Genomic DNA, 26511 nt, shown 5'->3' with positions numbered 1-26511 from the left:
GTGGAATCGCTTGAGCCCCGGAGAGGGCCATTCATAGTCTCCTTTCCTGTCAGATTCCTGCGGGAGGACTCGTCCCGAGTGCCCGTTCCCTTCACCGATGTCGATCTCTGCGGCAAGGAAAGTCAGCTCCCTTCTGCCGTTCTGTGACAATCCTACAGGGTGTCCCATGTCAATTGTTTGCCTTGGAGTTTTCTGACTAGAATCGTGATCATCGCCGAGGAGTATCCAAATGCCGTGGAGAAATTCCGAGCAATAGTGAAGAGCGGGTACCCGATGAAATAACGCCTTCTCGTGACCGACGACCACGCTATCAGAGTGATTCTCACTGTATTGGCCAAGAACGCCACTGCAACGAGGAGGAGAACCAAAGCGCCGAGTAACGGGAACCACACTGACAGGACTACGCCAAGCACAGTTACCCACAAAGGCAGCACAGTCTTGAGAATTTCAAGTGTGCGCCTGTGCTTAAGCAGGTAGAGAAGCCTCGTCCTCCCACGGCCGAACCACTTTCTTGAGAGGTCAAGGGTGGTCTGGTCTCGTATGTGTCGCCAGTTCACGCCTGGAACCCATGCCACCTCGAATTTGGCATTCTTGAGCCTCCTGAATAGATCCTTGTCCTCTGCCTGAAAGAGGTCCTCGTCGAAGCCACCCAGCTTCACCAGGACCTCCCGACGATAGACCCACGCATAGAATGGCTTGATCTTCCCCTGGCTGAGCAGACGGTGCTGCACCTTGTTCTCGATGTCAATGCACTCCGTGGCCAGGGTCGACCGGGTAATGAGCGGAGCCCCTGTAAGGCAAACGGCGGCAGCCTCCTTTTGCGTGTCAAGACACTCGACTGCTCGCTGTAGGTACGTCTTATCATAGACGCAATCTGACTCGGAGAAGAAGACTATAGCACCACGAGACTGTCGCCACCCTGCGTTGCGAGCGTGGGCTGGTCCACGATGTTCGGTCCTTAAGAGGAAAAGATCGGCTCGACCGGTGGAAAGAGTTGTTGCCGTCTTCCAAGTCTCATCAGAGGAGCCATCGTCCACAAGTATTATCTCCCTGTTCCGAAAGGATTGATTGTCCAATTCGGACAGGGCCGAGGGGAGTTCCTTCGCAGAGTTGTAGAGCGGGAGGATGATTGAAACCCTTGGTGCGTCCTTCGCACCAACGTATTCTTGATGGGTCACCCGCGTTCGCTTTGATTCTTCCGGATCGGTATGGGCGAGGAGGTGCATGGCCTGATTGCTGGCCTGTAGTTTGATGTCGAACTGGCTACGGTCATTGAAACTCTTCAGCAAACCTACTACCTACTTCTCTCTGGAGAGCCCTTCGAGCTCTCTGAGTTTGGAGTCCACTTCGAATGTGGTCCTCATCGCTTCTACTGCTTCTCCAAATGTGATCAGTCTCGATGAACTGGAGGTCAACGCGTTGAACACCTCCTCCAACTCTCTAGCATGGCCCTTGTCCTGCGTTCTGAGGTTAACCTCCACGTTCCTCACACCGTAGATATTCAGACGTACGAAGTCGCTCAAGACGAAGGCCTGTCCCTGAGCGAAAACTTCTATCCTCTCCCTGTCCATCGATTTCGTCCCGAGGGAAGAATAGGTGAGCGACGCCACCGAACCGTTCGGGTACTTGAGCACCGCGACGAAGTTGTCTCGCGCTACCGCCGTGGAGGAATTGACATCTGTTGAGGTAACAGACACCTTAGGTCCGCTTGCCGCAACAAGGAAGTTGAAAAGGTCGAAGAAGTGGCATGCCTCGTGAATGACCCGCCCTCCGCCTATGCTGGGGTCTTGCGACCATCGAATCGAAGGTACTAGATCAGTGTTGACTCTGTAATTGATAAGTATCGGACCGTCAAGGCGCGCAAGCCTTTCCTTCATCCTCAAGACGAGGGGAGCGTATCTCCGGTTGAACCCCACTATCATGGGAAGACGGGTCTCCGATTGGGTTTGAATTACCTCTTCAAGCTGTTGAACGGTGATGCAGAGCGGTTTCTCAATGAATGCCGCCTTCCCAGCTCGGGCGCACCTTATCGCCATCTGAGCGTGCGTGTTGTTGGGGGTGCAAATCACAACTAGGTCGGTCTGGGGGTCGCCCAAGGCATTGTCCAAGTCGGTGGCGAAGTTTTCGAAATGATAGCGTCGGGCGGCCTGTCGTGCGTGAAGCGGGTCCGATGAGACCACCCACCTGAGAGTGAATCTCCTATTTCTACGGAGCAGTGGTAGCAATATCTCCTTAGCGTAGTTTCCAGGTCCGACGAGTGCAACGCCTAAGGCGTCTTTCTTTGCAGTCTTCTTTGCCTCCTGGACCGCGAAGGTCTCAGCCGGAACGGACTCAGTTGAATATCGTAACATTAGAGCGACCTTGGAAGTGGTCTTCAAGGCTTCGTACGCTTCCGATGCCCTCTCGATGGGATACTCTTGACCTACGAGCTCTCCAACCGAGACACTCCCTTGCAAGAGCATATCCAGGAAGGCTTCGATGTTCCTGTTGAGGGTCCAGCGGACATAGCTGAGGGGGTAATCGGACCCCTGCTCCTCGTACCTCACGTCATACCTACCCGGCCCGAGGGATCTGGACATCGAGACATCCAATTCCTTCTGGTAGTAGTCTTTCCTGTCGAAGTCCATCCCGACTCTTCCCACGATTGTGACCTTTGCCCTATCCCTGGCCAGCTTTGATGCGAGGTTTACAGGATCATTGCTTTGTCCTGATGCGCAAACTATCACCCCGTCAACGCCCCTCCCATTCGAGAAGTGGAGAATATGATCTAGAAGGCTCTGGTCACCAATCTCCAGGGTCAGGCCTGCCCCAACCCTTTCGGCGAGCTCGAGTCTCTCTTTCCTAACGTCGAGTGCCACGACCCTGCATCCTGCGGCCTTGCAAACCTGGACCACCAGGTTTCCAACCAATCCCGCTCCTATCACAGCGACAGTCTCACCCAGGGCGGAGCCGCTGCGCCTGAAACCATGAATGGCGATAGCTCCGAGGGTCGAGAAGGCTGCGTCCCTCATGCTCACCCCTTCTGGAACCTTCGTCACGAGGTTTCTCGGGACCGCTACGTACTCAGCATGGCAGGCGTAGCCCTCCCCGGCGCATGCGACGTGGTCACCCACGGTCAGGTCAGTCACGTTCTTGCCTATCCGCACCACCGCCCCAGAAAGACTGTATCCCAGAGCAACTTCGGGATTCCTGACCGCTTTCACGTAGTCTACCAACCCGCCGACTCCTTCCTTTCTGAGCACGCCAGCGGCAAGACCGGCAGCCTTCTTCAGTTTGGACGAGTCCGCAACGAGGTCGCCTGCCCCTATGGGCCTGGTGGATTCCAGCGTCCACGTTTCCGTGCCGGTGCTTATCAGAGAGAACTCGGAACGGACGAGGACCTCGGTATCCTTGCACTGAGGAACCGGAACCTCAATCACCTTGATCTTGCCTGCCTCGGCGATTACTTGCTTCATCGGGAGTCGACCAGCATGACTCAGAACCAGCCCAGGGTTCCCTGCTTCTTCGCCTTGCGAAGTCCCCAAAGGAAGACGTAGAGGCCGACCGGAACGAGGACCAACGCATAGGCGAGGCTGACGAGGAAGGCCACGGCAACGCTAGGTTCGAAGATCGACGCGCCTGTCAGGGTCGAGAGTCTGATGATGTCGAAGATCCAGGTGTAGGGAAGGGCCCACGAGATGTTTGATATGCCGGGGAAGAAGTTGTTGAGGTACTGAACTGGAAATGTCTGTCCAGAAAGAAGCGACATGGAGATTCCGAGCATCCAGCTGATGGGGTCTGACACCTTCGTAACCAGCCGTAGTCCCACACTGGCCATCGAAATCCCAAAGACGATTACTCCAGAGATCAGCACCGAAACGATGAAGGAGAGGTAGTTCACATTTAGGCCCGCATTGAAAAAGAAAACCCCTATCATAAGTTGAGGAATGAAGAAAACAACCGAAAGAGAGTAGGAAAAGGCCACAGTCCCCAATACGAAGGTGGATGGCCTCATTCCTGTCATCAGAATGCTTTCAAGCATCCACGGACGGAGTCCGCTTGTCAATCCACCTGTAAGCGATAGTACAACGTTGGACACTAGTATCCCAGTGATGATGAAGGACAGATACGATGTCTGATAAACGGGGGTCGATTGGAAGGACTGGAATGTGACTGTGACGTTTCTGTAGCTCGCATTAAAGCCCCAAGACGCGAACCCTACAAGCGCGCCCATGATGGCGATGGCTACCTGCATTTTGTACGAGGACCAGTTACGGAAGTCTCTTCGCATCAGCGCCAATATCTTCCCCCATTCGAAGGAATAGAACTTCACTTCTTGGCCTCGCGGGTCAACCGGATGAATGCGTCTTCAAGCGAGGGGGACGAGGTCTCCATTGAGAGCACCTCCAACCCGCGGGCCGACACCAGAGAAAAGACATCCAGGTAACGCATGTCCTTCCTTCCCGTTAGCCGAATCTGTTTGGATTGGTGCCTTTCGACAAGTTCGACCGAAAATACACCGTCAACTTTTCCAAGCTTCTCACGCAACTCTTCCAGATTGCCGTCCGCCCCGGTGATTGTAATGGCTATGTCAACTTGATCTTGGACGCTCCTCCTGATCTCTTCCGGACTACCTAGGGCGATCAGCCTGCCTCTGTTCAGGAGGGCTATGCGAGTGCAAATCGAGTTTGCTTCGGCCAGATTGTGCGTAGCTATGATGATGGTCTTCTTTTCGCGCTTAACAAGGTCTCGCACGAGCAACTCCCTTAAGTTCTCTGCAGCAGAAGGGTCCAAGCCGCTTGTTGGCTCGTCGAAGACGACCACCGAGGCATTGCTGAGGAGCACTCTGCAGATAGACAACTTCCGCGACATCCCGGTGGAAAGCGACTGTGACTGTTTGTCAGTGACTTCGCTCAACCCGAAGTAGTCAAGGAGCCTATCAATTCTTTCGTTAGCTTCTTGCTTGGGCAAACCGTACAGAGATGCAAAGAGCTGAAGGTTCTGCCTCACGGTAACCCGCTTCTCCAAACCAATCGATTCGGCCAGGACGGTCTGAAGCCTTTTGGCGGCGGCATAGGGCCTCCGGACCACGTTGATGCCTTCCACATAGGCCGTGCCCGAGTCCGGTATGACGAGGTTGGCCAGAATCTTAATCATCGTCGTCTTCCCCGAGCCGTTGGGACCAAGAAGCCCGAAGACGTCGCCATGCTCGACTGTCAAGCTGACCCTGTCGAGCGCGATTGTTTCCCATTCCTTCCCAACCAAGATGGACTTCAGGAAACCTCTCGGCGAGAGGTCGCGTCCCCGTTTCCGCCCGGAGTATCTCTTGTAGAGATCGGTGATCTTCACCGCGGGGGGAACAGACTCGCGTTCTGACTGCTTGGTGGCTCCTTCCAAGACGCTCAACTCAGCGCTTCTTGCCTCCCAATGCGGGGAGAACTTGCGGAGTAAAGGATTCCTTCAAGAATCTCCGCGAGCCTGTGCCAGGAGTACTTGGCGATTACTTCCTTCCTTGCCTCGATCCCCATTCTTTCCAAGAGGTCCGGGCCTTCGATGAATCCCCTTATTGCGTCTGTGATGGAGTTCACATCTCCGGGAGGAACGAGTACCCCTGTCCTTCCGCTTTCCACAACTTCATTCACCGGTCCCACATTGGTCGATATCACTGCCTTCTGGCAGGCCATGTATTCTAACACTTTGAGCGGGGCGCCGATTCCGCGTTCCTTCCTAATCCGTGAGAGGGTGGGGTCATAGGGTGCGCAAAGGACATCACAGGCGTTGATATATTCTGGGACCATATCATAAGAGACAGGCCCAGCGAATAGGGCTTTGTCTCCCATCCCGATACCCTCCGCGAATTGCCTTGCGTCAGCGTAGTACGGACCCACGAGTAAGACCTTGACCTTCCGGACAGCAGAATCAAGCACTCTGCAGGCAGACAAGAGGGCGTTCACTCCGTGCCACTTCGGAAACGTGCCAACATACCCCACTACAAACTCATCTGTCAGCCCGTACCTGCTTCTTACCCTAGCTCCTGCCTCCGGGTCTGGCCTGAACATCTCTGTATTCACCCCGCCCGAGACAATCTCCAGCTTCTCGCGGGGGACCCTACCCCCCACCATTCTCGTGGAATACGCCAGGACTTTGCTTGCTCGCTTCAAAGATAACACACTCACTCTCGGACCTATCATTTCAAGAACCATCGGGACGCCCAGAATCGAACTCAGCACAGCCCCGGCCCCGAACGCCGTCTCTCGCTCAATGACGATGTCAGCCTCCCTGCCCGACATCACGGTCGCAACCTCCACACCCAGTTGAAAAGCGCGATAGGAACCGAGATACCAGGAATAGACACGTTGGATGGAGGAGAGGCTCTCCCTGTCTACATGAGATCTGCTGTAACTCGACATTGGCGGCTCAAACGCCAGACCCTGGAACGTCCTGTAAGTTTCGAACCCATCGATTGCCTCCCACCTGGGCTGTGAACGATTCAACCGGCGCGAGACCACGGAGACGTGATGACCCCGAGCGGAGAGGTTTTTTGAAACCTCGAACACATGAGTGGAGGCGCCCCTGAAGTAGGGGATGGCGACGTCCGGAGTGACGTAGATTATGTTCATTCCGATGACGCCTCAGTTCCTTGTCGTTGTGGGGACAATGGCGGGAACTTGGAGGTCGCTTGATTTGTCCATAGCCTTGTTCGGACTCAACGTGTGGGCGCACGATTCCATTAAGGAATCCCGAGCCTGAGCCTTAGAAACCTCTCAACCCTATCGAGCGAGAGGAATGCGAGTATGACCAGGATCCCGATAGTGACCCCTGGCATGGTCGAGGCAATCGCCTTCAGCGGGTCCTGGTCCCCGATTCTGACGTAACCCAGGCCCGACAAGAGTGCCGAGAAGAACAGGAGAAGAGTCGCAGACGACTTACGAATGTAGGTGTAGAGGGCAAAAGGCACGGCTCCTACGAAGAAGAACACTGCCCCGTGCTGAGCGAAATACGACAGTGTCGAGAAGTCCCCAAAAATACTCATGACATGGGAAACAGAATCTCTAACGGTGACCAACGCGCTCTGACCGAACGTGGTTCCAGTTTCGCTGGTCAAGCCCAAGAGTATGAGTTGGTAGAAATCCTGGCCGATTTGAAGCGGGTCGACAATCAGGAAGACAAAAGCCGAAGCAAGCCCGATGAAGACAACCCTGTCGAACTTGATTCTCCCACCGGGCCCGAACGAAGCCCCGAACAAGAATCCGACAATCCCCATTACAAGTCTGGGACGGGAACCCCCGCCAAATCCGAGTCCTCCCCCCGCCGTTTCTAGCGGAGAAATCGTGGCGTGCAAAGCAACCGGGATGCCCAGTAGGACCGCGGTCTGGATATAGACCAGCTCGCCAAACAGGAACAAGAAGAACGAGAAAGCAACGGCCTGCGCCAGCCTGCCGAGACCCTTCGAGGCAGACTCGATCATGAAGCGTGCAAAGAACGCCAGGGCCAGAAACGGCACCACCAAGCTCAACAGCCCCTCGATGTTGCTGATGGCTGCGTAACCTTGGGGAAAGAAACCCAGGCCCAGATGGTTCGAGCCGTAGTTCACCCTCTGACCATCTAGCGCCCTGGTCATTTCCAGGGTATTGTTTGCCACGCTAACCCAGGGGCTGTAGAGGGACTTTAGCTCGCGAATATACGTCGCGTTCGCGTACTGCGACAGAACGAGAATCCTGTAGTCTGATCCGAGTCCCTGTGATGGCAGGCGTATCTGATAATCCGCCACCAACACGGAATGGAAGAAGCCGAATTGCGATAGCCTGTCAAACTCGTCAGAGGCTTGCGTGGGGGTCAGGTAGGTGAAACCCGTGCCGTTGATAGCCGGCCCCAATGTCTGGGCGGTCTGGGGCGTGGCGGCGAGGTAGAGCCTGGGAGAGGGGGGTGGCCCGAAAATGAACGCAATCGAAACCATGAGGATGGCCACCCCCACCAGGGAGGCGAGCAGTTTCCTGGAGTCAATAGAAGTTACGAGCCACCTCAAGAGCCTCCTTACTCGGACCAACAAGCTCCCCGACTGCTGCCTTAGCCTCCGAAGGACAAGCCCCGCAGCAGCAAGAAGACCCGCGGCGAGGACAACATAAGCGACGAGGAAGTACTTGAAGTATGCTGCCTGGTAGAGAATGACGATGGTTCCAGGAACATATTCGTACACACCTGATACGAACCCCGTCTGCAGATAGGAGGTACCGTTGATCGAGATATCCTGCGTCACCACGTTGGGACCACTGCCTGGGAAGACCGAGAGAATTTCGAAGCTTGGCGATGTTGGCACTAGGACAACGTACGACGTCGGAGAATATGGTGGAACATCCATCGCAACGGAGGCGTAGGTGAGAGTCGCGGTGCCTCGGTACAGAACGCTCTGGTCGTGGATGGTCGCGTAGACGCTGAATTCGAACCCACTAGTTCCAGGAGGGAGGGTGATGTACAAATCGTTCAGGACGGGGTGCTGCGATATTGAGATTATGGAGTAGTTCGCGCCCGACGGAAGGCCACTGACTGACTTGAGGTTGAACTGGTAGTAAATCGATACGTGTGCGCTCGCGTTCGTTTGTTGAATCACCCCAGAGACCGTCAACTTCAGTCCGTGGATGGTACCGCTGTAGAGCCCAAAATGCTGGCTGAGGTCTGCCTCGTAGGTGACGGCCAGGGAAGATTGCTGGGCGTGTACCCCCTGGCTCGGTACCACGAGGAACATACAAGTAACCAGGAGGAGGCAGAGAGTAAGAGTGGGCTTCATCTGGGTTTCTTCAGTCTTCTGGCAATGAAGTAGACAGCGATTCCCGAAATCGGAACTGCCGCCGCGAGGGCAAGTATTATCAGCTGGAATGACGGTGGAAGATACGACGTAGATACCACTACGACCACGTTGCTATTCGGCACTCCAACCCCACCGCTGAAGTATGATTGGTCCCCAAAACTCACTGTAGTATTGTAGACGGCATTGCCAACAGCATGGAACGAGAAGAAGCCTTTGCTGTCGGTCACCCCTGAAATCGTGTAATTGCCCAGGGTTAGCCTGATTTCAGCCCCCACAAATGGGTGGTTGCGGGAGTCCACGACAGCTGCGGTGACGCTGAAAATGCTTGCATTGATCGACAGAGAGGACTGGCTACCCACCATAATGCCTTCGGAAGCGACGGTGTTTCCAAGGTAGGTGGCGTTCATTTGGAACGTCCAGGGGACCAACTTCAATTGAGCGCTCCCCGATGTATCAGTCGCATACGTGCCAGGGATGATGGTCCCCTCCAACTGGGGAACTACCACCACTCCCGGGACCCCAACGCCGTTCTTGTCAAGGACAGTCACCCGGACGGTCTTGCTTCCAAGGCCAATCCTGTATGGAACGGGTGATGAGGGCGTCGGAAGAATGGGAGAGGGGAGGAAGAGCGAGCCGAGAGCAAGCGAGCCCTGTACCGAAGTTCCTCCCACTGACGAATCGACTGCACGATTGGCTATGGCGGAATTGACGAGGACCCCTTGAAGGTGCGGCATAGCTAGCGTCTCAGACCCCAGAAATGACGATCTGTTGAGACTGAAGGATCGAGGAGCAGAGGCAAGACCGGTGAAGTCAGCCCCGTCGGCCCAGCTTATGCTGCTTTTGGCCTGGAGTGAAAGGGCCAGCGTCAAGTTCACTACAACTCCCGCAGAGGACAGGCCAGCGGCTTCAGGCAAATAGTCAACCACCACCCGTGGACTCGCGTAGGAAGTGGACGCCTGAAGTACACTTGAAGCCGGGCCACGCAGCAAAATGCTCGCCGATTGGATGTCCAATTGCATGATTCCTGCGAAACCAGGGGAGGAAGAGACGCAACTCCTTATCCTGACGTTGAACCCCTGTTTCGGCAGGTTGTCCGGAAGACTCAGGGTGAGGGTCCTCCATGCATTGTCTCCAATCAAGTAGTTGTTCCCCCCTCTCTGGTTTAGTACAACCGGGGGCCTCAAGCCTGGAAGCTGGCAGCCGAAGGGACCTATGGTGGTCGAGCTACCAACCACAGGGACTAGGATGCTCTCGTTGAAGTTACTGTTCAACGTCGGGTCTAGGTCCGCTGCCACGTAGAAGTTCTGCTGGGAAAAGTTGCCCGCGTTGACGGAGTAGGACGCCTTGTAACGAATTTCGAGCGATACCAAGGGTCCCCCGTAGGCGAAGAACCCCTTTGATGCGAGGCGAGCTGTGACAGAGCTAGAGTTGTTGGGAACGTATCCCGAGAGCCTCCCGACGTTCGCCCCCAGGTCAAACGCATAGTAACTTGGAGAAGCGAATGCTGTCCCGTTCCCCGTCGACAAGCTTGCCGCGGACCAGGCCCCAGGGACCACCGAGGGGGCTGGAGGAACGCTGTAAGAGAAGCTCCCGCTGATCGCTGTCATGATTGGCACCAATGCGGCGCCTTTGAGGGTGAAGGGGACCGTCAGCCCGGTTGCAGGCACAGTTACGCCCGCGATAGTGAGAGTGGTGTTCCACAGCGACCTCGCCATTGGGGTGGCGACCCCGATAGCCTCCTCTGGCCCTCCCAGGGCCACTACGGGCATCCGGAAAGAACCTGAGCTCAGCCCCTTGGTGCTTGCGGCTGCGCTCCAGTCTGATGAAACCCAGCTCGACGCTGCCGGGGGCAGAATCCCGAGCCCCCACACGAAGCCAGCCGCGGACGCTCCCGATTGGGACGAGCTGCTTTGGAATCCATTGGACAAAGCTTCCGACATGACCTGCTTTTGCGAACCGAGGCCGTAGGATACAGGCAGAGGCAGCGACTTGATACCGAAAGCCACACCTGGGGACTGGGAGGTCAGGAAGCCGCTGCTCGCGTCGTAGGTTGAAACTGAGGGCAATATCACTGAAAGGCCCGCCAGTCCAATCACCGAGGTCAGGCTCACCCCTGAAATCTCGGTTGGTCCCGCGTTTGCGACGGCGTTGACCGTGACCGCCGAGCTCGGGCCTACGAGCAGGATCTCTGTAAGCTGCACCGTTCCAGCCTTGAGAACGTCGTAAGCCACGGATATTGAGGAACTAAGGTCCCCGGCGCTGACCCAACCATTATCAGACGAGAACGGGTTCGCCGATATCTGCGTTGGACCATAGTCCATGGCCCCGCCATTCACGTAGGAGACCTTCGAAATGGTGGTCTCGGTATAGACATTTCCGAAGATGATTTCGAGCCTGGAAGCGTCCAGGGTCTGCGCCCCCGGCTGAGCCCTGATGAGATTGTTGCTGAGCGAGGTGAGTTGTCCTGATGCCCTGTACGAAGGAGGCGCTTGGACGCCGCTTCCATAGTAGAGGTAATAGGTCGAGTTTGAATTCGCTGGGGCATCGGCAAGGAACAGCAGGTACGCCGAAGTGAGGAACGCGCCAGAATACTGCTCGCCCACGACGACGGAAGGAATCTCTTTCCCTGCCGCGCTGATGAGCCTGAAGCTTGTCAGCGGGTCCTCTGCCAAGTTGGACGCGAAACTGAGATGTGCAATCGCCGTCTGGTTGACCAAAGGCAGGGGAGTCCTGTCGGGTATCGTGATTTGGCGCCTGTAGCCATACTGGGTATTCCACCATTGCTGCTGGCTGGGTGAACCCGCGGATTGGGAGACCGCCACGGGCACAAGGAATTGCACCACAGTCAGAAGTGTGACCAAGGCAAGAGTTGTAAGGAATACGCGCTTCTTCAAATGAGGCACCTCCATAGGAGGACTGGTTCGCCCGCGATGTACGAGACCTGAGACTCGACCAAACCCCTTTTTGACAGCTCGTTGAGTTCGAGATAGAATCCGCGTTCATCAAGGCCGGGGTCCACCCTCCTTGCTATCGCCAGGAGGTCTTCTCCCTTCGCATTTCCTGCGTTAACGCCGAAGGCCCTCAGGTGGGCGAGTGCGGAAGCGGTGAGGCCAAGGGTTGACTCGAGCCGTCGCTCAATAGCAAGATCGTACGTCCTGATGGAGGAGAACAGGAATACCGCGATTAGACCGAGGGAGCCATCTGCAACTAGAAGGTTTGCCGATTGATACTGAGGCAAAAGAGCTACTACGCTCGGGAACCAAACTCCAGAATTGGAAAGCCAATTGGCCACTGCAGCTCCGGCAGGATAAAGAGAGGCGCCATTGTCGCTTTTGAATTGGCTGGTAGTCTGCTGCAGATCAAAAGCAACGTAGCTCTGGGACAACCGTGAGCCGTTGACCACCCCGACTAGATCGCTTCCTTGAACGCCCTCGTAGTGCGTCCCGTTGATGACAGCGGAGTACCTTACCAGGCTCACACCGGACTGATTGACCGCAATCGGGCTCACCGTCACATTGCCTGCCAGCTGACCGAGGGCTCCTACAGCCGCCGCACGGGTGAACGACGTACTGATGATAGCCTGAATAGAAGTCCTGCCCCTAGTCAGGTCGAACCACTGTAGCGTCTGCCCCGAGAGATAGTGAACCTGGCCGCTCATACTCCATCCTGGAAGCGGCGTGAACGGGCCGTTGTTTTGAATCCCACCGAGTGTGAGGGTAACGAATGAGGGCTTGGGAGAATCAGAGACCGCCGGGACGGTAACCGCTAGGAATGAGACCAGGAGCAAAGAGAAGATAGCGAAGCCTGCGAATCTCGCGTATGGGAGCCTAACCATGAATGGTTTCAGGTTTCTTCCGCACGCGTTACAGAAACTCGCACCAGTATCCCTGAAGGAGGAGCAGAGTCGACAGAGTGCCCTCTCGGTTCGCTTCTTTGAGCTCCAGAGCATCAAAGCGAATGCGAATATCAATCCCACCAGAACCCCTTCTGATCCCAGCTGGACCACCGTTCCGTATGGCTGGAGAAGGAGGACTGACAGCGCAATTCCCAGACCAGGAATAGTGGAAATGAGATACTTCACTCCCCCGAGGTAGAAGACGCCGCCCATGTAGAATGCCATGATTGAAAGCAAATGCAACTGGTCGCTCTGGACCGAGGTGCCGAAGAGATATGAGAAGAGAGCCACGGCAATGAGCAGGGCGCCAGTGTTCGAGCGTCCGAGTGCGTACTGGGGGCCGATTCTTCTGATTGCGGCAGCGACAGATAGCGAAGATGCGCCCAAGATTAAGCCTATCAAAGGAAGATTATTCAACAAGTTCAAAGAGAATGTCCCCATCGCGTCCTGCCATAGAACCATGACCGCAGGTACGGGAAGGACTAGCGTAATGGCCAGTGTCCTTGAACCGGACACCTATGGACTCCTGCCCAAATCGAGGGTGGTCGTCGCCGTTTGGAGCTTCGGGTCATAGGCGCAGTTCTCGAACCTGACCTCCCTCCCCGTCGTGGCTGCCAGCGCTTGCGCCAAGGATCCGGCCAAGGGGCAACCCATCCTGCAGCACACGTTAGCGTTGACGTAAGGGTCAGCGCAGAGAGGCCTTACGTAGGGCCGGCGCATTGTGATATTTACACGGTCTCCTTCCTTGGCAACGCTGACCTTGTCTGCTGCTCCGATTCCGTCCACGACTATTCTGGGTATCCACGAGGTGAAGAAGTCGAACCCTTTCCTCTGCATTTCGCCGAGTTCTTCTACGAACCCGGAGTAGAGGCCGTCTCCTACAGGTGCCAATTCGATTGGCGTCTGCTTGTCGTCACGCGCCACGACCATGCTGATCTCGTTCCCCTTCGGAAGATACGTGGCCTTGCCTTCAGCCCCCAGAATCTTCAGGGCGCTCACAAGGGCTTTGAAATAGCCTAGAGTGCTATCAGATGCCATGCTGATCTTTATTCTGGGCTCGATTTCTACTGCAACGAGGATAACGCCCAAGACGAACGCCATAAGCGACCCGACTTCGAACACTGGGAGACCAGTTTCGAAGGCGAGTCCGAAGAGGAGACCACCAGTCGCAATGAGCACCACCCCAAATATCCTCGAATTTCCACTTCCGAGGAGCCGGCGTCCCGTTCTTGACGGGCTTTCACCCTTCGGCACCTGACTCGAATCTCCACTCAAAGCCCTAGTCTCGCCTCGACATGATTCGCCTATGGGAACCAAACGAAATGCCTCTGCGCCTCACCAGATACGCAGCGAAGTAGAGTGTGGCCAACCAGACCCCAGCAATCATCGAGTATTCTAACCCTGCGTTGGCGACGAACACTCCGCGTATCTGAGTGGGTGAAGTGATATCGAACGTAGCGGGATTCTGGTTAGAACCCGACGCGCCACTCCACCTGTCGAACAGCGAGAGAATACCCGGTTCCGCATTGATCGTTACGCTGCTCCCGGGAGGCACGTAAAGGACGAGAGCCGCGTTGGCCACAGCGAAGATCTTCGAGCCGTAAGAAACCATTAGAGTTCCTTTCCCCACTGCCTCGATTGTGAACGCCGCTCCGAAACTTGCAGTCTCGTTCACCGGCGCCGAGACAGTAATTGTGGCGTTTTCCGTGGGTCCAGTGTAGGAGTCGGCGCCGGTACCAACCCATTCCATGAATCTCCACCCTTCGTTCGGTGCCACTGACAGGCCGAAAGGCGAATCAGCGGGAACCCAGCCGGGTTGAGTGAAGGTACCGCCTCCTGGAGAGTTGCTGCTCGTGCTCACGAAGTATTGGTGTTCGTAGAGTGCGTGAATAGTCGCGGAGCCATTGACGGTTCCGCCGGTCGCTCCCACGGCAGACCATCTCTCCCCGCTTGTGTGTCTCGACAGGACTTGAGAAACACTCCAAGTTGACTCGCCATCAAGCCACAGGATCGCGCTCGAAGGAATCGAGGCCATGATCTGTTTCCCGAAGGCAATTCCGGTCAAGTTGTCAGGCGGGGCATGTCCGCCGTTCGACAAGGAGTATGTGACCACGATCTGATACTGATGGTAGTAGTGAAGAGACAGAGTAGCGGGCTCGAGGAGAATCAGGGACGGAGCCGAGCCGAGAATCCATCTCCCCCCCGAACCCGCGTCATCATGACCGCCTGGCACCACAAAACTCGTTCCATAATCCGCCCAGGCGTTGCCCACTGCGGTGCCGATGGGAGAGGTCATATTCTTCCCAAAGTCGAAGAACGACGCATCAGAAGCGGGTAGGTCTCCTCCGCCTATCGCGGTGTAGCTGAAGCTGACCTGCACTTGATGGTAGTAGGACAATGCGAGGGACTTCGGTCCGTTGACTACGCCGGAAGTGCCTTCAATCGTAATCCATCTTTCCCCAGACGTGGACCCAAGGAGGAGGCTCGAAACTGAGTAAGTTGAACTGAGGTCGACCCAGACTGCTGGACCGCTCGGGTACATCTGAAAGGAAGTCTGCTGGCCGTTGGCGATAGCGGTGAGGACGGGAGGGGAGGGAGCGGCGCCGGCGCTGATTGAGAAGCTCAGGACGAACACATACTGCTCGTAGTAGACTACCTTTAGGTTGGCGGGGGATACCGCGCTAGCCGCGTCGACGCTATGGAACGTCCATCTTTGATCGGGGGAGCCGGAATTGATCACGGGAGGGAACGAGAACAGGGTTCCAGCATCGACCCACATTGACAGTCCGGAGCCGCCCAGTTGGGTTTGAATGGCCACTCCAAGGAATGTCGTGCCCAGGGAGATTGGCGGCACAGCGTCTGCTCCTTTGGTACTGAGGCTGAAGACCTCGTAGTATTGCTGGTAGTACTTTGGAGAGACTCTGACCCTTCCGTTGACAACCCCGGACGTGCCAGCTCCCGCGAACCATCGGACACCAGACCTGTTCCCGTGGGCAACCCCGTAGGCATAAGTGGACTGGTAGTCGACCCAGTCGGCGTACCCCGCTTGCAATGATTGGGGCTTCCCGAATGCTGTAAAGTTGACCAAGGGTGCGATCATTCCTTTGATACTTCCTACCACAGTAAAACCGAAGGCGGCCAGATACTGCCTGTAGTAGCTCAAGACAAGGGGTTTGCTTCCGGAGTTGCCACTCGGATTATCACCCTTGAATTGCCAGCGTTCGGTGCTGTTGCTGCCGGGAAGCGACCTCGAGGCGGTCCAGACCGTACCTTGGTCGATCGCGTATGTCGTCGGGGTTTGAGTTAGGGATGTATTGACCTTCGCGCCATTTGATACGTAATAGAGAACCGCAGAACTGTTAGTCCCACCCCCCGTGATGTTGTAGGAGAGGATGACCGGCGATTGACCTGCGGCTTTGGCTGGGTGGTTGGCGATCAGCAGCATCGTCGTGGCTAGCCCCAAGAGCAGAACATACAGGATTAGCTTCATGCTAGAGTTCAGGATGTTCAGGAGACTTTGGGAACGTGGCTTCGTCAGTCCTCGTTGTGGCGGAATTGTGATGTTCGTCAAACCAGTCCAAGAATCGAGGTAATCCGTCTTCGAATTTGATTTCCGGTGTCCACTTCAGCACTTGCCTTGCCAGGCTGTTGTCGCAGAGTGTCCTTGAGAAATCGCCACCGTAGCTCTCTTTGAAGACGGGCTGAATATCTAGGCCGAAGCGGTCAATGATACGCCGTGCCACCTCGATCACCTTGAAGTCTTTTCCATATCCAACGTTGATCACTCGACCCCGACTTTCTTCATGTATAACGGCCATCAGAGTCGCGGAGACGACGTCCGACACGTAGGTGAAGTCTCTCGAATAGCTGCCGTCGCCGTAGATGACTGGGGCTCCTCCGTTTGCCACCTTCTGCGCGAAAGAGTATAGTATCTGATCGGGGCGTCCCCGAGGTCCATACACCGAAAAGTATCGAAGGCAGGTTATGTCCATATCGTAGGTCTTCACGAAAGATGTGCAGTACTTCTCACCGGCCAGCTTGCTGGCTCCGTAGGGACTCGAGGGTTCGGTCGGATGATCCTCTCTTATCGGCGTCTTCACGGGATCTCCGTAAACAGAAGAGGAAGACGCATACACTACCTTCTTCACTTGCCGTTGGCGGGCGGCGACAAGGACATTCATGGTGCCAGTTGCATTCACCTCGTTGGCCTTGGAGGGCCGCTCGTTGCAATAGCGAATCCCTGCTTGGCCAGCCAGGTGGACGACTAGGTCAACGCCCTTGTTCGCTGAGAGAAGAAGGTCCTGGTCGAGGATAGAGCCCCGAATCAGTTTGAATCTCTTGTTCAGGCGGAGACCCTCGATGTTCTTCTCCTTCCCTGAATAGAAGTCGTCGAAGTTGTCTACAACAGTCACTTCTGCGCCTAGTCTGAGAAGAGCCTCGGACATGCTGGAACCGATGAAACCGGCTCCTCCAGTCACTAGGACTTTCTGATCGTTAATTTCCATTTGCCTCAACTATCTCCTCATAAACGGATTGCAGACCGATAGCCAAGTTCGGGTATTGGAAACCCATGGCCTTTTCCTTGGCCCTGTTCCCCATCTCCCTTGCCTTCACGGTATCCCTCAAGAGGAACGCAATCGCCTCGGCCAGTGCTCCCAAGTCGCCGTAGGTGACCAATAATCCTTCCCTGCCGTCCGTGATCTGGTATGGGATTCCCCCAGTCCTTGTCGCCACAACTGGCTTAGCCTGGGCCATGGCCTCGAATATTGCTTGGCTGGTTCCCTCGTAGGTTGTGGGAAGTGCGAAGACATCGCAGGCTGAATAGGCCTGCATCTTCTCTTCAAAATCGTCGATCATTCCTGTAAAGTAGACTCGCGAGGAAATCCCAAGTTGTTCAGCTCTAGTTTCAAGATACCTCCTGTAGCCAGACTGGTCGGGGCCAGCGAAGACCACGGCAAAATCTGGAAATTGCCTAAGCAGCGTCGGTGCCACCTCGAGGAGGACCTGCGGTCCTTTGAGGGGATTGAGCCTCCCCAGGAAGAGGACAACGGGCGCACCTTTTATTGCGTGCTTCCCCCTGAACTTCTCTCCGTCGTACTTTGCAAACGATTCCACACGCACCCCCGAAGGTGAGACTCTGACCCTGCCCTCGTTCCCCTTTAGTTCAGGCAGATGTTGAACAAGATTCGGTGCACGGACGAGTATTCTCGTCGCAAATGGGAAGGTCCGCCTAGCGCAATACGAGTCGAGGTAATTCATTGGGACTCGCTTGTACCATCTTCTCGGAATGGAGGAATGCACGTCGAAAACTGTCAGTGCAGTTCCTATTCCCATATGCTTAGCGGCTCCCAGAGCGTCTATGCTGTGTTTCTGCGCGTAATCGTAGGTGTGTATGATGTCGAAACCCTCCCTTGTCAGCGCGTCTCTTAGACCATCCCAAAGCTTGATCCGATAGCTCCAGTCGATTCTGAGCGGAATCCGTCGGACCTTGATGCCTTCAACTTCGTCTTCACGAGGCGCCTTCTTGCCGCGATAACTTTCAGACGTGAAGACTGTGACCTCGTTACCTGCCTTCACCAACTCCCTCGAAATGTTGTAAACGTACCATTCCGCTCCTCCAATCATGAAGGGGTGGAAGTAGGAATTCACTTGAGCAATTCTCAATTGGCGGCCACCCGCGATGGCAAGGGAACTGCTCTCGAGAACGCTGCATTGGGCTCGGTTGCAGTATCAAGCGACGCGCCTATCTCCCCAAGCGTTGGCGTTGCAAGGGTCTTGTCCGCTCTCCTTTCCCTCATGTAGGAAAAGACGGCCTCCAAGGTCTTCATCATGGGTTCAGTTCTGCCTTCAGAAACCATGCACCAAGGGTGGGTCCAAAGATGAAAAGGGAGAGAGTGCCTGATGCATAGGTCGATGTAGCTATTTATCAGGGACTGGGCTCCTCTTGATTTCTGGTCCAAGTAGTAGACAGGCCTAATATTCCAGAGTCCTTCCCTTTTCACCGGGATTCCAATTGCTCGCGCTTTGCCCCTGTATGCCCTGAAACCCATATCTGACAACACGTCGAAATGAGCTTCCCGGTTCCATGGGAAGACAAAGCTCCGCGGAGAGTCGAGACCGAGTGTTTGAATGCATCTTTGGATGTCGGCTCTGAATTCTCCAGATGTGCAAGCAGTAGCGTCAAGATGGGAGTAGGTATGCACCCCTATTTCGTGAAGGATTGAAGAGTTTACGATGGCTGAGTAGGATTTCATGTCTTCCTCTGCCGACTTCCCGCAGACAGCCCATGTAAGTGGAATTGCGTACCTTTCAGCTAGCTCGAGCAGTGCAATGGTCCCGTTTCGGTTGTCATCGTATCTGGAGGGAGTGGTGACGTCGAAGTCCACCGTTACGCATGAGATTGCTCCGGTGCCAGGGAGAACCCCGGCAGCGTCAATCGACGGTCCGTAGTCAAAGTTCAGAACCCTCAGAACCTCCTTGGAAACAAGGGGTTGCGAAACATAGGTTGATGAGACGGCCCTTACGGCGAGCTGTTTCGCGACCCTTTTCAGGTTCAGTTTCGATTCCCTCCCGTGATGAAGCCGCTCGGTGCAAAGGATTTCACCCTCATGTTTATGGTTTTCAAATTCATCAAGCTTTTATCCAAATTGCAACCCAAGTACAGACGGGGTGTGTGGGGGGTGCCAACCTTGAGCCTCCTCCATTCGCGAGGGTGGCTTGACCGCACGCCCAACTCTCTCATATTCAATCGACCTACTCTTATTCGGGAAAGAGCCGACCACGAACAGTGCGATAATCCTCCAGTAGCCTAAGACCTTCGTCAGTTGCCTGGTAATACTTCCCGCTGATTGTGTTCTCGGTTCTGATTAGAGCCCTCGCCTCGAGGCTCTCTATTATCCCTCTCAGTTCGTTGTATGAAATATTTGCTTCCTTCATTATCTGGGTGGGACGAAGCGGTCTCAAAGACGCGGCCTGGATTATGTCAAGATAGATCTCAAGCCTTGACCTCCTCTTCAGGGACACTTCTACCGGCTTAGGATCGCTTAGCCGGCGGATGTCGTTTATCATGAGCTGGACAGGGTTGTCCATGTTCTGCACCAGCAGAGAGACCTTTTCACTGAAGGCTTTCTGCGTGTCAGGGTCGAGATACTCTTCAACGTATTCTGCGATTTGGGTTGGGTCTGTCGAGTGAGGAATGTACCTATGCAGCTCGGCCACCGGCTTGGATGCTTTCCAGTAGATGGCACTGACAGCCGGCTTCCCTAGGATGAACGCCTCCATCAGCATCGTTTCCGCTGCTCCTAAAGTAACATCCGCGTGGGCAACTGGAGACTCGATCATGGATGATTCGAGCACGGTCACACCCATCTGTGAGTACGTCCTGCGCTGAGACTCAGTCCTTGGCAAGACGGCTACTGAAGCCTTATCGTTCTTCACGATCCGCGCGACTGCCTTCTCAAGGACCGGTTCATGGGTGGGAAAGAACGAGGCGAATTCCGGTTCTGGTCGGACGAAAACTAGAGGAGACTTGATTCCAAGTTTCTTGTAGGGGTTTTCGCCGTTGGTCTTCGTCCCCTTCAGGTAACCCGTGTGGAACCCGTTGAACCAGGCAACCTTGTCCGGATCGGTAACTCCACTCGCGTATATTTCCTGGAAATTGTAGAATCGGGGAACATACACCCTGCTCGCCAGGGGAAAAACCATCTGATTGACATGAGTCTCCCTCTCATCGTAGAAAATAGTCCAAGCGGGAATGTCTAGCCCGAAGGCGACCCTAACGGCCTCGGGCCATCTTTCCGTGAGAAGTAGGTCGGGCTTTTCCCTCGAGACTATGGGGATCATGGTCTTGATCCCATCGGCGTAGGCCTCTAGCTTGTTGGAAAGCTCTCTCCCCCCGTGCTTCCCGACCTGGATGAAGTCGATATTCTTGGCCCTGAGGATACGGGATATGTTGTCGTGCTCCCGGGCGGTTACAACGAAATCGTAGTCATTCTCCAGCTCCTTGATTAAGGGAGCGAAGAAGTTCGCCTGGAATGGGGTGCTCATTGCCACCCATATCTTCCGGATCTTGGCGTTCTTGACTCCACTTGGCTTGTCCATCAGCTCATCACGCATATCCCATGGCAATCACTATGGCAGTCAATGCGAAGAGGGCCTGCATACTGAGCAGCGAAAGGACCAGCCCCCTCTCTTTGATGGGGGAGACCTTCATGAAGGCGTGAGCCAAAGCAGGATATCCGGGGGGTGTCAGGGTGCCGTCCGCGTCAACCGAGGTGTTGCCGTGAATCTTCCTTCCACCGAAGGGCTTCTTCTGCATCGCCTTGAGGGCGAAGTCCATGGCAGCGGGGATGCTCAATACTATTGCCTCGAACTCTACCCTCGCCAGGATGCCGATGACTGCAACGGCGGCCCCTGCCATCAGGGTACCTGTGTCTCCGGGGAAGAGACGTGCGGGATACCAGTTGAGAAACAGAAAACCCAGATAGGCGAGCGTGAGTATCGCTCCCAACATGGCCACCGTGGGATATCCCCTCTCCGCAGAGAGGAAAGAAAGGGTTCCAAGCGAGATTACCGCTATGCCCGCCTCCAGACCGTTGAACCCAGCGAAAATGTTCGAGAAGTTGGCGGACGTGGTCACCGCCAGGGGTACAGCGACAAGCGGGAAGAGCAGGCCAATGTTCAGGTTCCCAATTAGCGGGAGGTAGACTGAACCTCGTCCCATCAGGAAGTACATCAAAGGGATAGAAGCGGCTACAATCATGAAGGGCTTGTACCGCTGGCGGATGTCATAGAGGTCGTCCGCAATGCCGACTGCTCCTGTGAATCCAATCGCAGACATCCCTGCGGCAAAAGCGAGGAAAGAGCCGTCATGGGGAAAAGCCGCGACCAAGTAGACAGAAGCCCCCAATGCTGAACCGAAGAGCACCGCTAGTCCTCCCATCTCCGCCGCAACGGGCCCATGGGGCTTGTGCACATCGATGCCTGTAATTCCAAGAGCCCCGAACTTGTTGCTCTGATACCTGGCTATCGAAAAGGAAGACAACGCGGCGACGGCCACAGCTGCAGTCCCAACTATCGGGTCCAAGCCTGCTACCGAGGAGCTAATCGTTCCACAACCTTCCAGAATGCTTGTGTTCCAGCTGCGAAGGCAATCACCCACGAGAAGACGGCGAGGGCCAGCCTCGGAATTGGGTCAAAGCCCGACGAAATCTCCCACGCAGCGAGTGAAGCGATGGCAGATATTCCAAAGGGAAAGAGGGAAAATATCACCAAAATCGCGTGTTTGTACGCTCCATGCCGGCTTCCGTTTGCCCTAGGTTCCGTTTGCCAACACCTCATCATTGATCCGCTCGAAGTCAGCCATCGAACCGACGTCTGCCCAGCTTGCCTCTTCGAAGTAGGAGTTCAGCTTCTCGCCTTTGGAAAGGAGCCGCGGGAATATCTCCTTCTCGAGGCTGCTTTGGGTCGCAGCCGGGATTGACTCTAGGAGTCTCGACTCGATCGCATAGACCCCTGCGTTGGCAAGGTAGTGCAGAGTAGGTTTCTCTTCAAACGCTATTATCGCCGAGGATTCGTCGACCGTGATGTGGCCGTATGGAATCTTGACGCCATACTTCTTCACAGCGAGGGTCGCTATAGCTCCGCTCCCAAGGTGACTCTGGAGAAGGTGGGCGACGTTGAGGTCGGTGACGATGTCGCCGTTCATGGCGATGAAAGTCCCACTGAGGAAGGGCTCTGCGGTCTTTAGCTGCCCTGCTGTCCCCATGGGAGAATCTGATTCGGCATACTCCACTTTGACGCCGAGGCGGGAGCCATCTCCCAGGGCGTCCATTACTTGCTTCTTCAGGTAAGCCACACACAGGACAAAGTCGCGTATGCCGTAACCCTTGAGGTAGGCAATCGTTCCCTCGACGAGAGGTTTTCCACCCACCGGCAGGAGGCATTTCGGCATGACGTATGTGAGGGGTCGCATCCTCGTGCCCGCTCCACCGACGAGCAGTACTGCCTTCATGCGGGTCGTCCCGGCGTAGGGGTGAATGACAAGTATGATCTGACCAGCTCCTCACTTTTCCTCACGTCATTCTTGGCACGCTGATACTTGGCGAATCTTCGGAGGAAGGATAATCCCTTCGGACTTGGTCGGAAAAAGCCATCTTCAAATTCGAGGAAGCCATTCGTTAGGAGAATTGTCAAGTATTTGGTGAGGAGCTGGAAGCTCAGGTTTGCCCTGAACATTATCGTCGTCTTTCTAGCGCCACCTCTGGAGGAGATTAGCATCTCAGCTAGAAGCTCGTAACTGTTGCGCTTGCGACGACTCTTTTCCAAACTTCGCTAAGGACCTGCGTTAGAACTCAAAACGCGGCTATCCCCCTTAGACCTCCCGAGACTGCTCGGCCGAGGTACTCCACGTAGTTCCTATCTTGCCTCCAGGAGCGTGCGGAGGCGTTTCCCGATGAGACGGCGAAATCAGAGAATGCCCAAGCGATTTTGGTCCCTCTCTGCAGCCATGCGTGAAGCGTCTCCCCCTGCCCCGCCAACTTCTTCAGAATTGAGGTCAGCGCGCGGAGGAGGTCGAAGCTCTCGAACTTGAGCTCGAGGCGGATCGACAGCGACAGGATGGATTTCTCCCTTCTGTCAAGCGCGAACCAGGCTCCCCTTCGTTTGGACGAAGTGATGGCCCTCTTCAGTAGACTCTTTACCCTTATGGGGAACGTATTGAACTCGGTGGTTTTCTCTGTATGCATGAGGGGTGCCACCGACCCCACCGTAGAAATTCTATTTAAGTTGTCAGTCATTATGTGTCATGATAGTAGATACTTCGTGGAATGACGTTATAGAAGATATTCCATGATGTTCCATAGGTGGATCAACGATCAAAGGACTCAGCCCTCATGCCCGATTAGGTTCGCAAGGGCACATCTGCTAGCCTAGAACTGGTCAAGATTGGCCGACTCCACAGTGCAACTAGATTGTCTCTGGAGTGTTTATCATCCGTATCACTTCTGTTCCTTGATGACCAAGGCCTTCTGTGTTAAAGAGAAGAAGACCAGGGAGATCAACTCACCCCGACCAGTCACCTTCAAGAATGGTCGCAAGGCAATCTCGGGGACGTGCTCGTCCTGCGGGAGCAAGTTATTCCGAATAACTGGCAAGTGAGAATCTCCCTCTCCTTTTTTCCAGGTTAAGCTTGAACGAGGGCCTCATTCGACCGGCTTGATTCTAGACCTGGCAAGAAACCAAAATCCGAATCCAGAGTTCACAACCCTCAAGTAGGAAAATGGGGGTGATTCACTCGCCCATGATGGCGAGACTGGAAGAACCCTGCAGGCAATGCATGGAAGGACGGCATCGAGTCTGCGAGCATCCCACGCCGATGATCACGCTCCTCTCCTATCAAAAGGTCAACAGGCGCAAGGGAAAGAGTCCGGAGAGTACTCCGGAGACCCTAACTTGCTGCGATGAGCGAGAGTTCTGGATCGAGAGGATATTTCCTTAGTCTGCAGTCAGGCTCCTAAGATTTCAATCCCAACTCCTGATTAGATGAGCGAAGGATGTGATAGCATTTGGAAACCTAGTCGGCCTTCTGAATTTCTCAGAGGTCACTTGGGAACCTACGAAGGTCCAACAAACGCGAACTATGTACCCGTAGTACACAAAGCAGAATAAGGCAGGGTCCTCCTTCTCGAACAAATGCCATTTGAGGACATCCTCGAACGGGAGCCCAAGAGTCCAGAGCCAGTTTCCCCTCGGGAGCAGTGGGGTTTCGAAGCAGAGTTCATCCTCGACAGACCTTCTTACTGAATTCTAGCTCCACTTCGCATATATCCAACAGGGGGCGTTCGTATTGAAACATGCTGAAGCGCGGCAGGACGGCCAACCAAGCCTTGGACCAAGCCATCTGCGAAGAGCACGAGGCGACTGTGAAAGTCTTCATAATCTATGGAGATTCTGAAGTGAAGTATTACGTAATGATGCCCAATTTGATTTTTTCGTGGCGAAGAGGAACTGACGGTGAAAGGAGAATTCGAATGTTCAAGACATCGGATGAGTGCTTGCTTTGCAGGAACTAGTGGCGGATTCCTTGCGAAGGAGCGGGTTGCCATAATCCATTACTTCCTATCCAATACTGATTCTATTTTCTCAAACGTTTAAGACTGGCTAGACAAATGATTTGGGTACAAGAATGAGCGAAGGATTTCCGGCTGTCACGAGCCGAGTCGACATGAAGAAGTACATAGACCAGATCGAAGAAGAGCTCAGAAGAGTCCTAATTGACATCGGCCCAGGCAAGACTCCCGAGGAAATCGAAGCCACACAGACCAGGCTTCAGGAGCTAATCCGAAGGCAGACTCATTCGATCGCGAAAGAAATCGGACTCACCGGGAGTCACGTGATTGTATTCATGATGGCATCGACAATCATAACGACTGGTTGGGTTGCCTTCGCACTCAAGAGAGAAACGCTCGACCTGTCCAAACCCCCAGAAGACAGACTCACGCTTACCGATATGCTCGACGCTCTTGAATTGGCCCTCGCGAACGTTATCTCGGCCGGTTCGAACTATGCCGACATCTCGAGGAAGTAGGATCCTGGCCGGGAGAGAAACCTCTTCGCGGAATCTGTATTGCACTTCCGGTTACTCTTTATACCGAACGCCCCCTACAACTTTCGGACTTGGCCACCCCTCTTGACCTGTTCTGGCAGACGCTGTTGGACGACCTTCAGATGTACGTCTTTCCATACCTCTTCACGCTTGTAATCGCCTTCCTCTCGGTCTGGCTCGCATTCTCAATTTCTGCTAGGAACAATAGGCGGAAGGCTAGGAACGCCTTGAGAGCCGAGCTGAAGACGAACGCGATTGTCACGAGGAAGATAATGGAGTATGCCGACTCACAGCTTTCTGGGGATACCTCGATTGCACCGATGCCTCGGTACTCCAAGCGTGCTTACATGGAATACAAGCGCTTAGGGCTCGGGTGGAAGCTGCCCCAGAAGATACGCGAAGAGCTAGAGTTAGTCTACCTGAACAAGGAGAGCGTGAACAAGGCTGGACGGAGGCAGGAGGAGCTTGCATTCGGGCCAGCCGCCGCATTCCCCAATGCACACACGCTCCGATTAGAGAACCTCACGTTTGTAAGGGACACGGCCCACAACGTTGTGGAGCCGTACCAGGACAGGCTAAGAGACGCAAGATACTGAGGCTCGTCAGACCTAGACCCTCTCCTTCAGTAATCTGAAGGCTAGACATCGGCGTCTTGAATCACTGCAGTCGAGAAACCTCGAATCGGGCGCCAAAAAACCCTGCACAGGCGTGTGGTCCTGGTCAAGAAACGATTGGGAATGCAGCCAATGCTTCAGGCACTGGCACAAACTGATCGATCATTCGAACGTAAAGCTCATGAACCTTCACTCGAAACTCCTCCTGGATTGCGCCCTTCAATATCCCAGACCCTTCGCCAAGTAGGAGGTCGAGCTGGGCATAGACCGTGATAGGTTCTCCAAGGCCGGACTTCCCAACCAGCTTTGAAAGGGCAATTGCCTCGCCTTCTCCTACGATATTGGTCAAAGAGTCCATGACCGCAAGTTCGAAAATTCGTGGAAGCTGTTCGATGTGGTCAGGGGCTACCGCGTTGAGGGCGATGAGCTCCTCTTCCAGGCTCTCCTTGATCAGGGCCGACATCCTGCCCAGGGCTTTCCTCTGAATATTTCCGGGCATCAAGCTGGCTCCCATACCCCTTGTTGGTGACGGGGGAAGATACGCTATCCTGCCGAACCCGTTGGAGTGTTTCCTTTCTTTTCTTGACTGAGTCATGTCGACTGTTCTCTGAAG

General features: G+C 54.9%; 22 protein-coding genes. 3 read left to right on the top strand and 19 right to left on the bottom strand.

Annotated features, from left to right (window positions below):
• Positions 1-152 precede the first annotated feature (152 nt).
• The 18 genes from OK438_00735 to OK438_00650 form a co-directional block, all read right to left on the bottom strand.
• Positions 153-1178, bottom strand: a complete 1026-nt coding sequence (locus tag OK438_00735; GenBank protein ID MDA4123962.1) for a glycosyltransferase — start codon at positions 1176-1178, stop codon at positions 153-155.
• A gap of 120 nt (positions 1179-1298) precedes the next feature.
• Positions 1299-3455, bottom strand: coding sequence for a bi-domain-containing oxidoreductase (locus OK438_00730; protein MDA4123961.1), 2157 nt, complete (start codon positions 3453-3455; stop codon positions 1299-1301).
• 20 nt (positions 3456-3475) lie between these two features.
• Positions 3476-4234: an ABC transporter permease gene (locus tag OK438_00725; GenBank protein MDA4123960.1), complete on the bottom strand. Its 759-nt coding sequence runs from the start codon at positions 4232-4234 to the stop codon at positions 3476-3478.
• Positions 4235-4308: 74 nt separating this feature from the next.
• Positions 4309-5385, bottom strand: a complete 1077-nt coding sequence (locus OK438_00720) for an ABC transporter ATP-binding protein (protein MDA4123959.1) — start codon at positions 5383-5385, stop codon at positions 4309-4311.
• Positions 5382-6599, bottom strand: a complete 1218-nt coding sequence (locus OK438_00715; GenBank protein MDA4123958.1) for a glycosyltransferase family 4 protein — start codon at positions 6597-6599, stop codon at positions 5382-5384. Before OK438_00715 ends, OK438_00720 begins: the two co-directional genes overlap by 4 nt.
• A 110-nt stretch (positions 6600-6709) precedes the next feature.
• A complete protein-coding gene (locus OK438_00710; GenBank protein ID MDA4123957.1) occupies positions 6710-8764 on the bottom strand; it encodes a hypothetical protein in 2055 nt (684 codons plus the stop codon).
• A complete protein-coding gene (locus OK438_00705) occupies positions 8761-11679 on the bottom strand; it encodes a hypothetical protein (GenBank protein MDA4123956.1) in 2919 nt (972 codons plus the stop codon). Before OK438_00705 ends, OK438_00710 begins: the two co-directional genes overlap by 4 nt.
• The gene (locus tag OK438_00700; protein ID MDA4123955.1) at positions 11676-13067 is read right to left on the bottom strand and encodes a hypothetical protein; all 1392 of its coding nucleotides are present in this window, start codon (positions 13065-13067) and stop codon (positions 11676-11678) included. Before OK438_00700 ends, OK438_00705 begins: the two co-directional genes overlap by 4 nt.
• A 129-nt stretch (positions 13068-13196) precedes the next feature.
• Positions 13197-13862, bottom strand: a complete 666-nt coding sequence (locus OK438_00695) for a hypothetical protein (protein ID MDA4123954.1) — start codon at positions 13860-13862, stop codon at positions 13197-13199.
• Positions 13863-13959: 97 nt separating this feature from the next.
• Positions 13960-16170, bottom strand: a complete 2211-nt coding sequence (locus OK438_00690) for a hypothetical protein (GenBank protein ID MDA4123953.1) — start codon at positions 16168-16170, stop codon at positions 13960-13962.
• 1 nt (position 16171) lies between these two features.
• Positions 16172-17185 (bottom strand): NAD-dependent epimerase/dehydratase family protein, encoded by a 1014-nt coding sequence (locus OK438_00685; GenBank protein MDA4123952.1) that lies wholly within the window; start codon positions 17183-17185, stop codon positions 16172-16174.
• Entirely contained in the window at positions 17175-18329 is a 1155-nt protein-coding gene (locus OK438_00680; GenBank protein ID MDA4123951.1) for a glycosyltransferase family 4 protein, read from the bottom strand. The genes OK438_00685 and OK438_00680 overlap by 11 nt, the downstream gene beginning before the upstream one ends.
• Before the next feature lie 11 nt (positions 18330-18340).
• Complete coding sequence (locus OK438_00675; protein MDA4123950.1) at positions 18341-19141, bottom strand: polysaccharide deacetylase family protein; 801 nt, start codon at positions 19139-19141, stop codon at positions 18341-18343.
• Positions 19142-19439: 298 nt separating this feature from the next.
• Positions 19440-20780, bottom strand: coding sequence for a DUF354 domain-containing protein (locus OK438_00670; protein ID MDA4123949.1), 1341 nt, complete (start codon positions 20778-20780; stop codon positions 19440-19442).
• Between the two features lie 7 nt (positions 20781-20787).
• On the bottom strand, positions 20788-21765 hold the full coding sequence (locus OK438_00665; GenBank protein ID MDA4123948.1) for a hypothetical protein: 978 nt from the start codon (positions 21763-21765) through the stop codon (positions 20788-20790).
• A gap of 228 nt (positions 21766-21993) precedes the next feature.
• Complete coding sequence (locus OK438_00660; GenBank protein MDA4123947.1) at positions 21994-22692, bottom strand: sugar phosphate nucleotidyltransferase; 699 nt, start codon at positions 22690-22692, stop codon at positions 21994-21996.
• A complete protein-coding gene (locus tag OK438_00655; GenBank protein ID MDA4123946.1) occupies positions 22689-23006 on the bottom strand; it encodes a winged helix-turn-helix domain-containing protein in 318 nt (105 codons plus the stop codon). The genes OK438_00660 and OK438_00655 overlap by 4 nt, the downstream gene beginning before the upstream one ends.
• 26 nt (positions 23007-23032) lie before the next feature.
• A complete protein-coding gene (locus OK438_00650; GenBank protein MDA4123945.1) occupies positions 23033-23425 on the bottom strand; it encodes a hypothetical protein in 393 nt (130 codons plus the stop codon).
• Between the two features lie 268 nt (positions 23426-23693).
• On the opposite strand from OK438_00650, the gene OK438_00645 reads away from it, so the two are divergent.
• The 3 genes from OK438_00645 (at position 23694) to OK438_00635 (ending at position 25880) form a co-directional block, all read left to right on the top strand.
• The gene (locus OK438_00645; GenBank protein MDA4123944.1) at positions 23694-23837 is read left to right on the top strand and encodes a DUF5679 domain-containing protein; all 144 of its coding nucleotides are present in this window, start codon (positions 23694-23696) and stop codon (positions 23835-23837) included.
• Positions 23838-24864: 1027 nt separating this feature from the next.
• Positions 24865-25266 carry a hypothetical protein gene (locus OK438_00640; GenBank protein ID MDA4123943.1) on the top strand — a complete coding sequence of 134 codons (402 nt, stop codon included), beginning with the start codon at positions 24865-24867 and terminating at the stop codon, positions 25264-25266.
• 89 nt (positions 25267-25355) lie between these two features.
• Positions 25356-25880, top strand: coding sequence for a hypothetical protein (locus OK438_00635; protein ID MDA4123942.1), 525 nt, complete (start codon positions 25356-25358; stop codon positions 25878-25880).
• A gap of 124 nt (positions 25881-26004) precedes the next feature.
• On the opposite strand, the gene OK438_00630 is transcribed toward OK438_00635, so the two are convergent.
• Complete coding sequence (locus OK438_00630; protein ID MDA4123941.1) at positions 26005-26493, bottom strand: hypothetical protein; 489 nt, start codon at positions 26491-26493, stop codon at positions 26005-26007.
• Between the last annotated feature and the right edge of the window lie 18 nt (positions 26494-26511).

The organism is Nitrososphaerota archaeon (assembly GCA_027887005.1).
In the GTDB taxonomy this organism is placed as follows: Archaea; Thermoproteota; Nitrososphaeria; order Nitrososphaerales; family Gagatemarchaeaceae; genus UBA183.
This window is presented reverse-complemented; position numbering and strand designations above follow the sequence as displayed.

Excerpts from the sequence above, each read along its gene's own strand:
- OK438_00730 (MDA4123961.1), bottom strand. The coding sequence starts at position 3,455 with ATGAAGCAAGTAATCGCCGAGGCAGGCAAGATCAAGGTGATTGAGGTT.
- OK438_00725 (MDA4123960.1), bottom strand. The coding sequence starts at position 4,234 with ATGCAGGTAGCCATCGCCATCATGGGCGCGCTTGTAGGGTTCGCGTCT.
- OK438_00715 (MDA4123958.1), bottom strand. The coding sequence starts at position 6,599 with ATGAACATAATCTACGTCACTCCGGACGTCGCCATCCCCTACTTCAGG.
- OK438_00710 (MDA4123957.1), bottom strand. The coding sequence starts at position 8,764 with ATGAAGCCCACTCTTACTCTCTGCCTCCTCCTGGTTACTTGTATGTTC.
- OK438_00690 (MDA4123953.1), bottom strand. The coding sequence starts at position 16,170 with ATGAAGCTAATCCTGTATGTTCTGCTCTTGGGGCTAGCCACGACGATG.
- OK438_00685 (MDA4123952.1), bottom strand. The coding sequence starts at position 17,185 with ATGGAAATTAACGATCAGAAAGTCCTAGTGACTGGAGGAGCCGGTTTC.
- OK438_00670 (MDA4123949.1), bottom strand. The coding sequence starts at position 20,780 with ATGGACAAGCCAAGTGGAGTCAAGAACGCCAAGATCCGGAAGATATGG.
- OK438_00660 (MDA4123947.1), bottom strand. The coding sequence starts at position 22,692 with ATGAAGGCAGTACTGCTCGTCGGTGGAGCGGGCACGAGGATGCGACCC.
- OK438_00650 (MDA4123945.1), bottom strand. The coding sequence starts at position 23,425 with ATGCATACAGAGAAAACCACCGAGTTCAATACGTTCCCCATAAGGGTA.
- OK438_00645 (MDA4123944.1), top strand. The coding sequence starts at position 23,694 with ATGACCAAGGCCTTCTGTGTTAAAGAGAAGAAGACCAGGGAGATCAAC.
- OK438_00640 (MDA4123943.1), top strand. The coding sequence starts at position 24,865 with ATGAGCGAAGGATTTCCGGCTGTCACGAGCCGAGTCGACATGAAGAAG.
- OK438_00630 (MDA4123941.1), bottom strand. The coding sequence starts at position 26,493 with ATGACTCAGTCAAGAAAAGAAAGGAAACACTCCAACGGGTTCGGCAGG.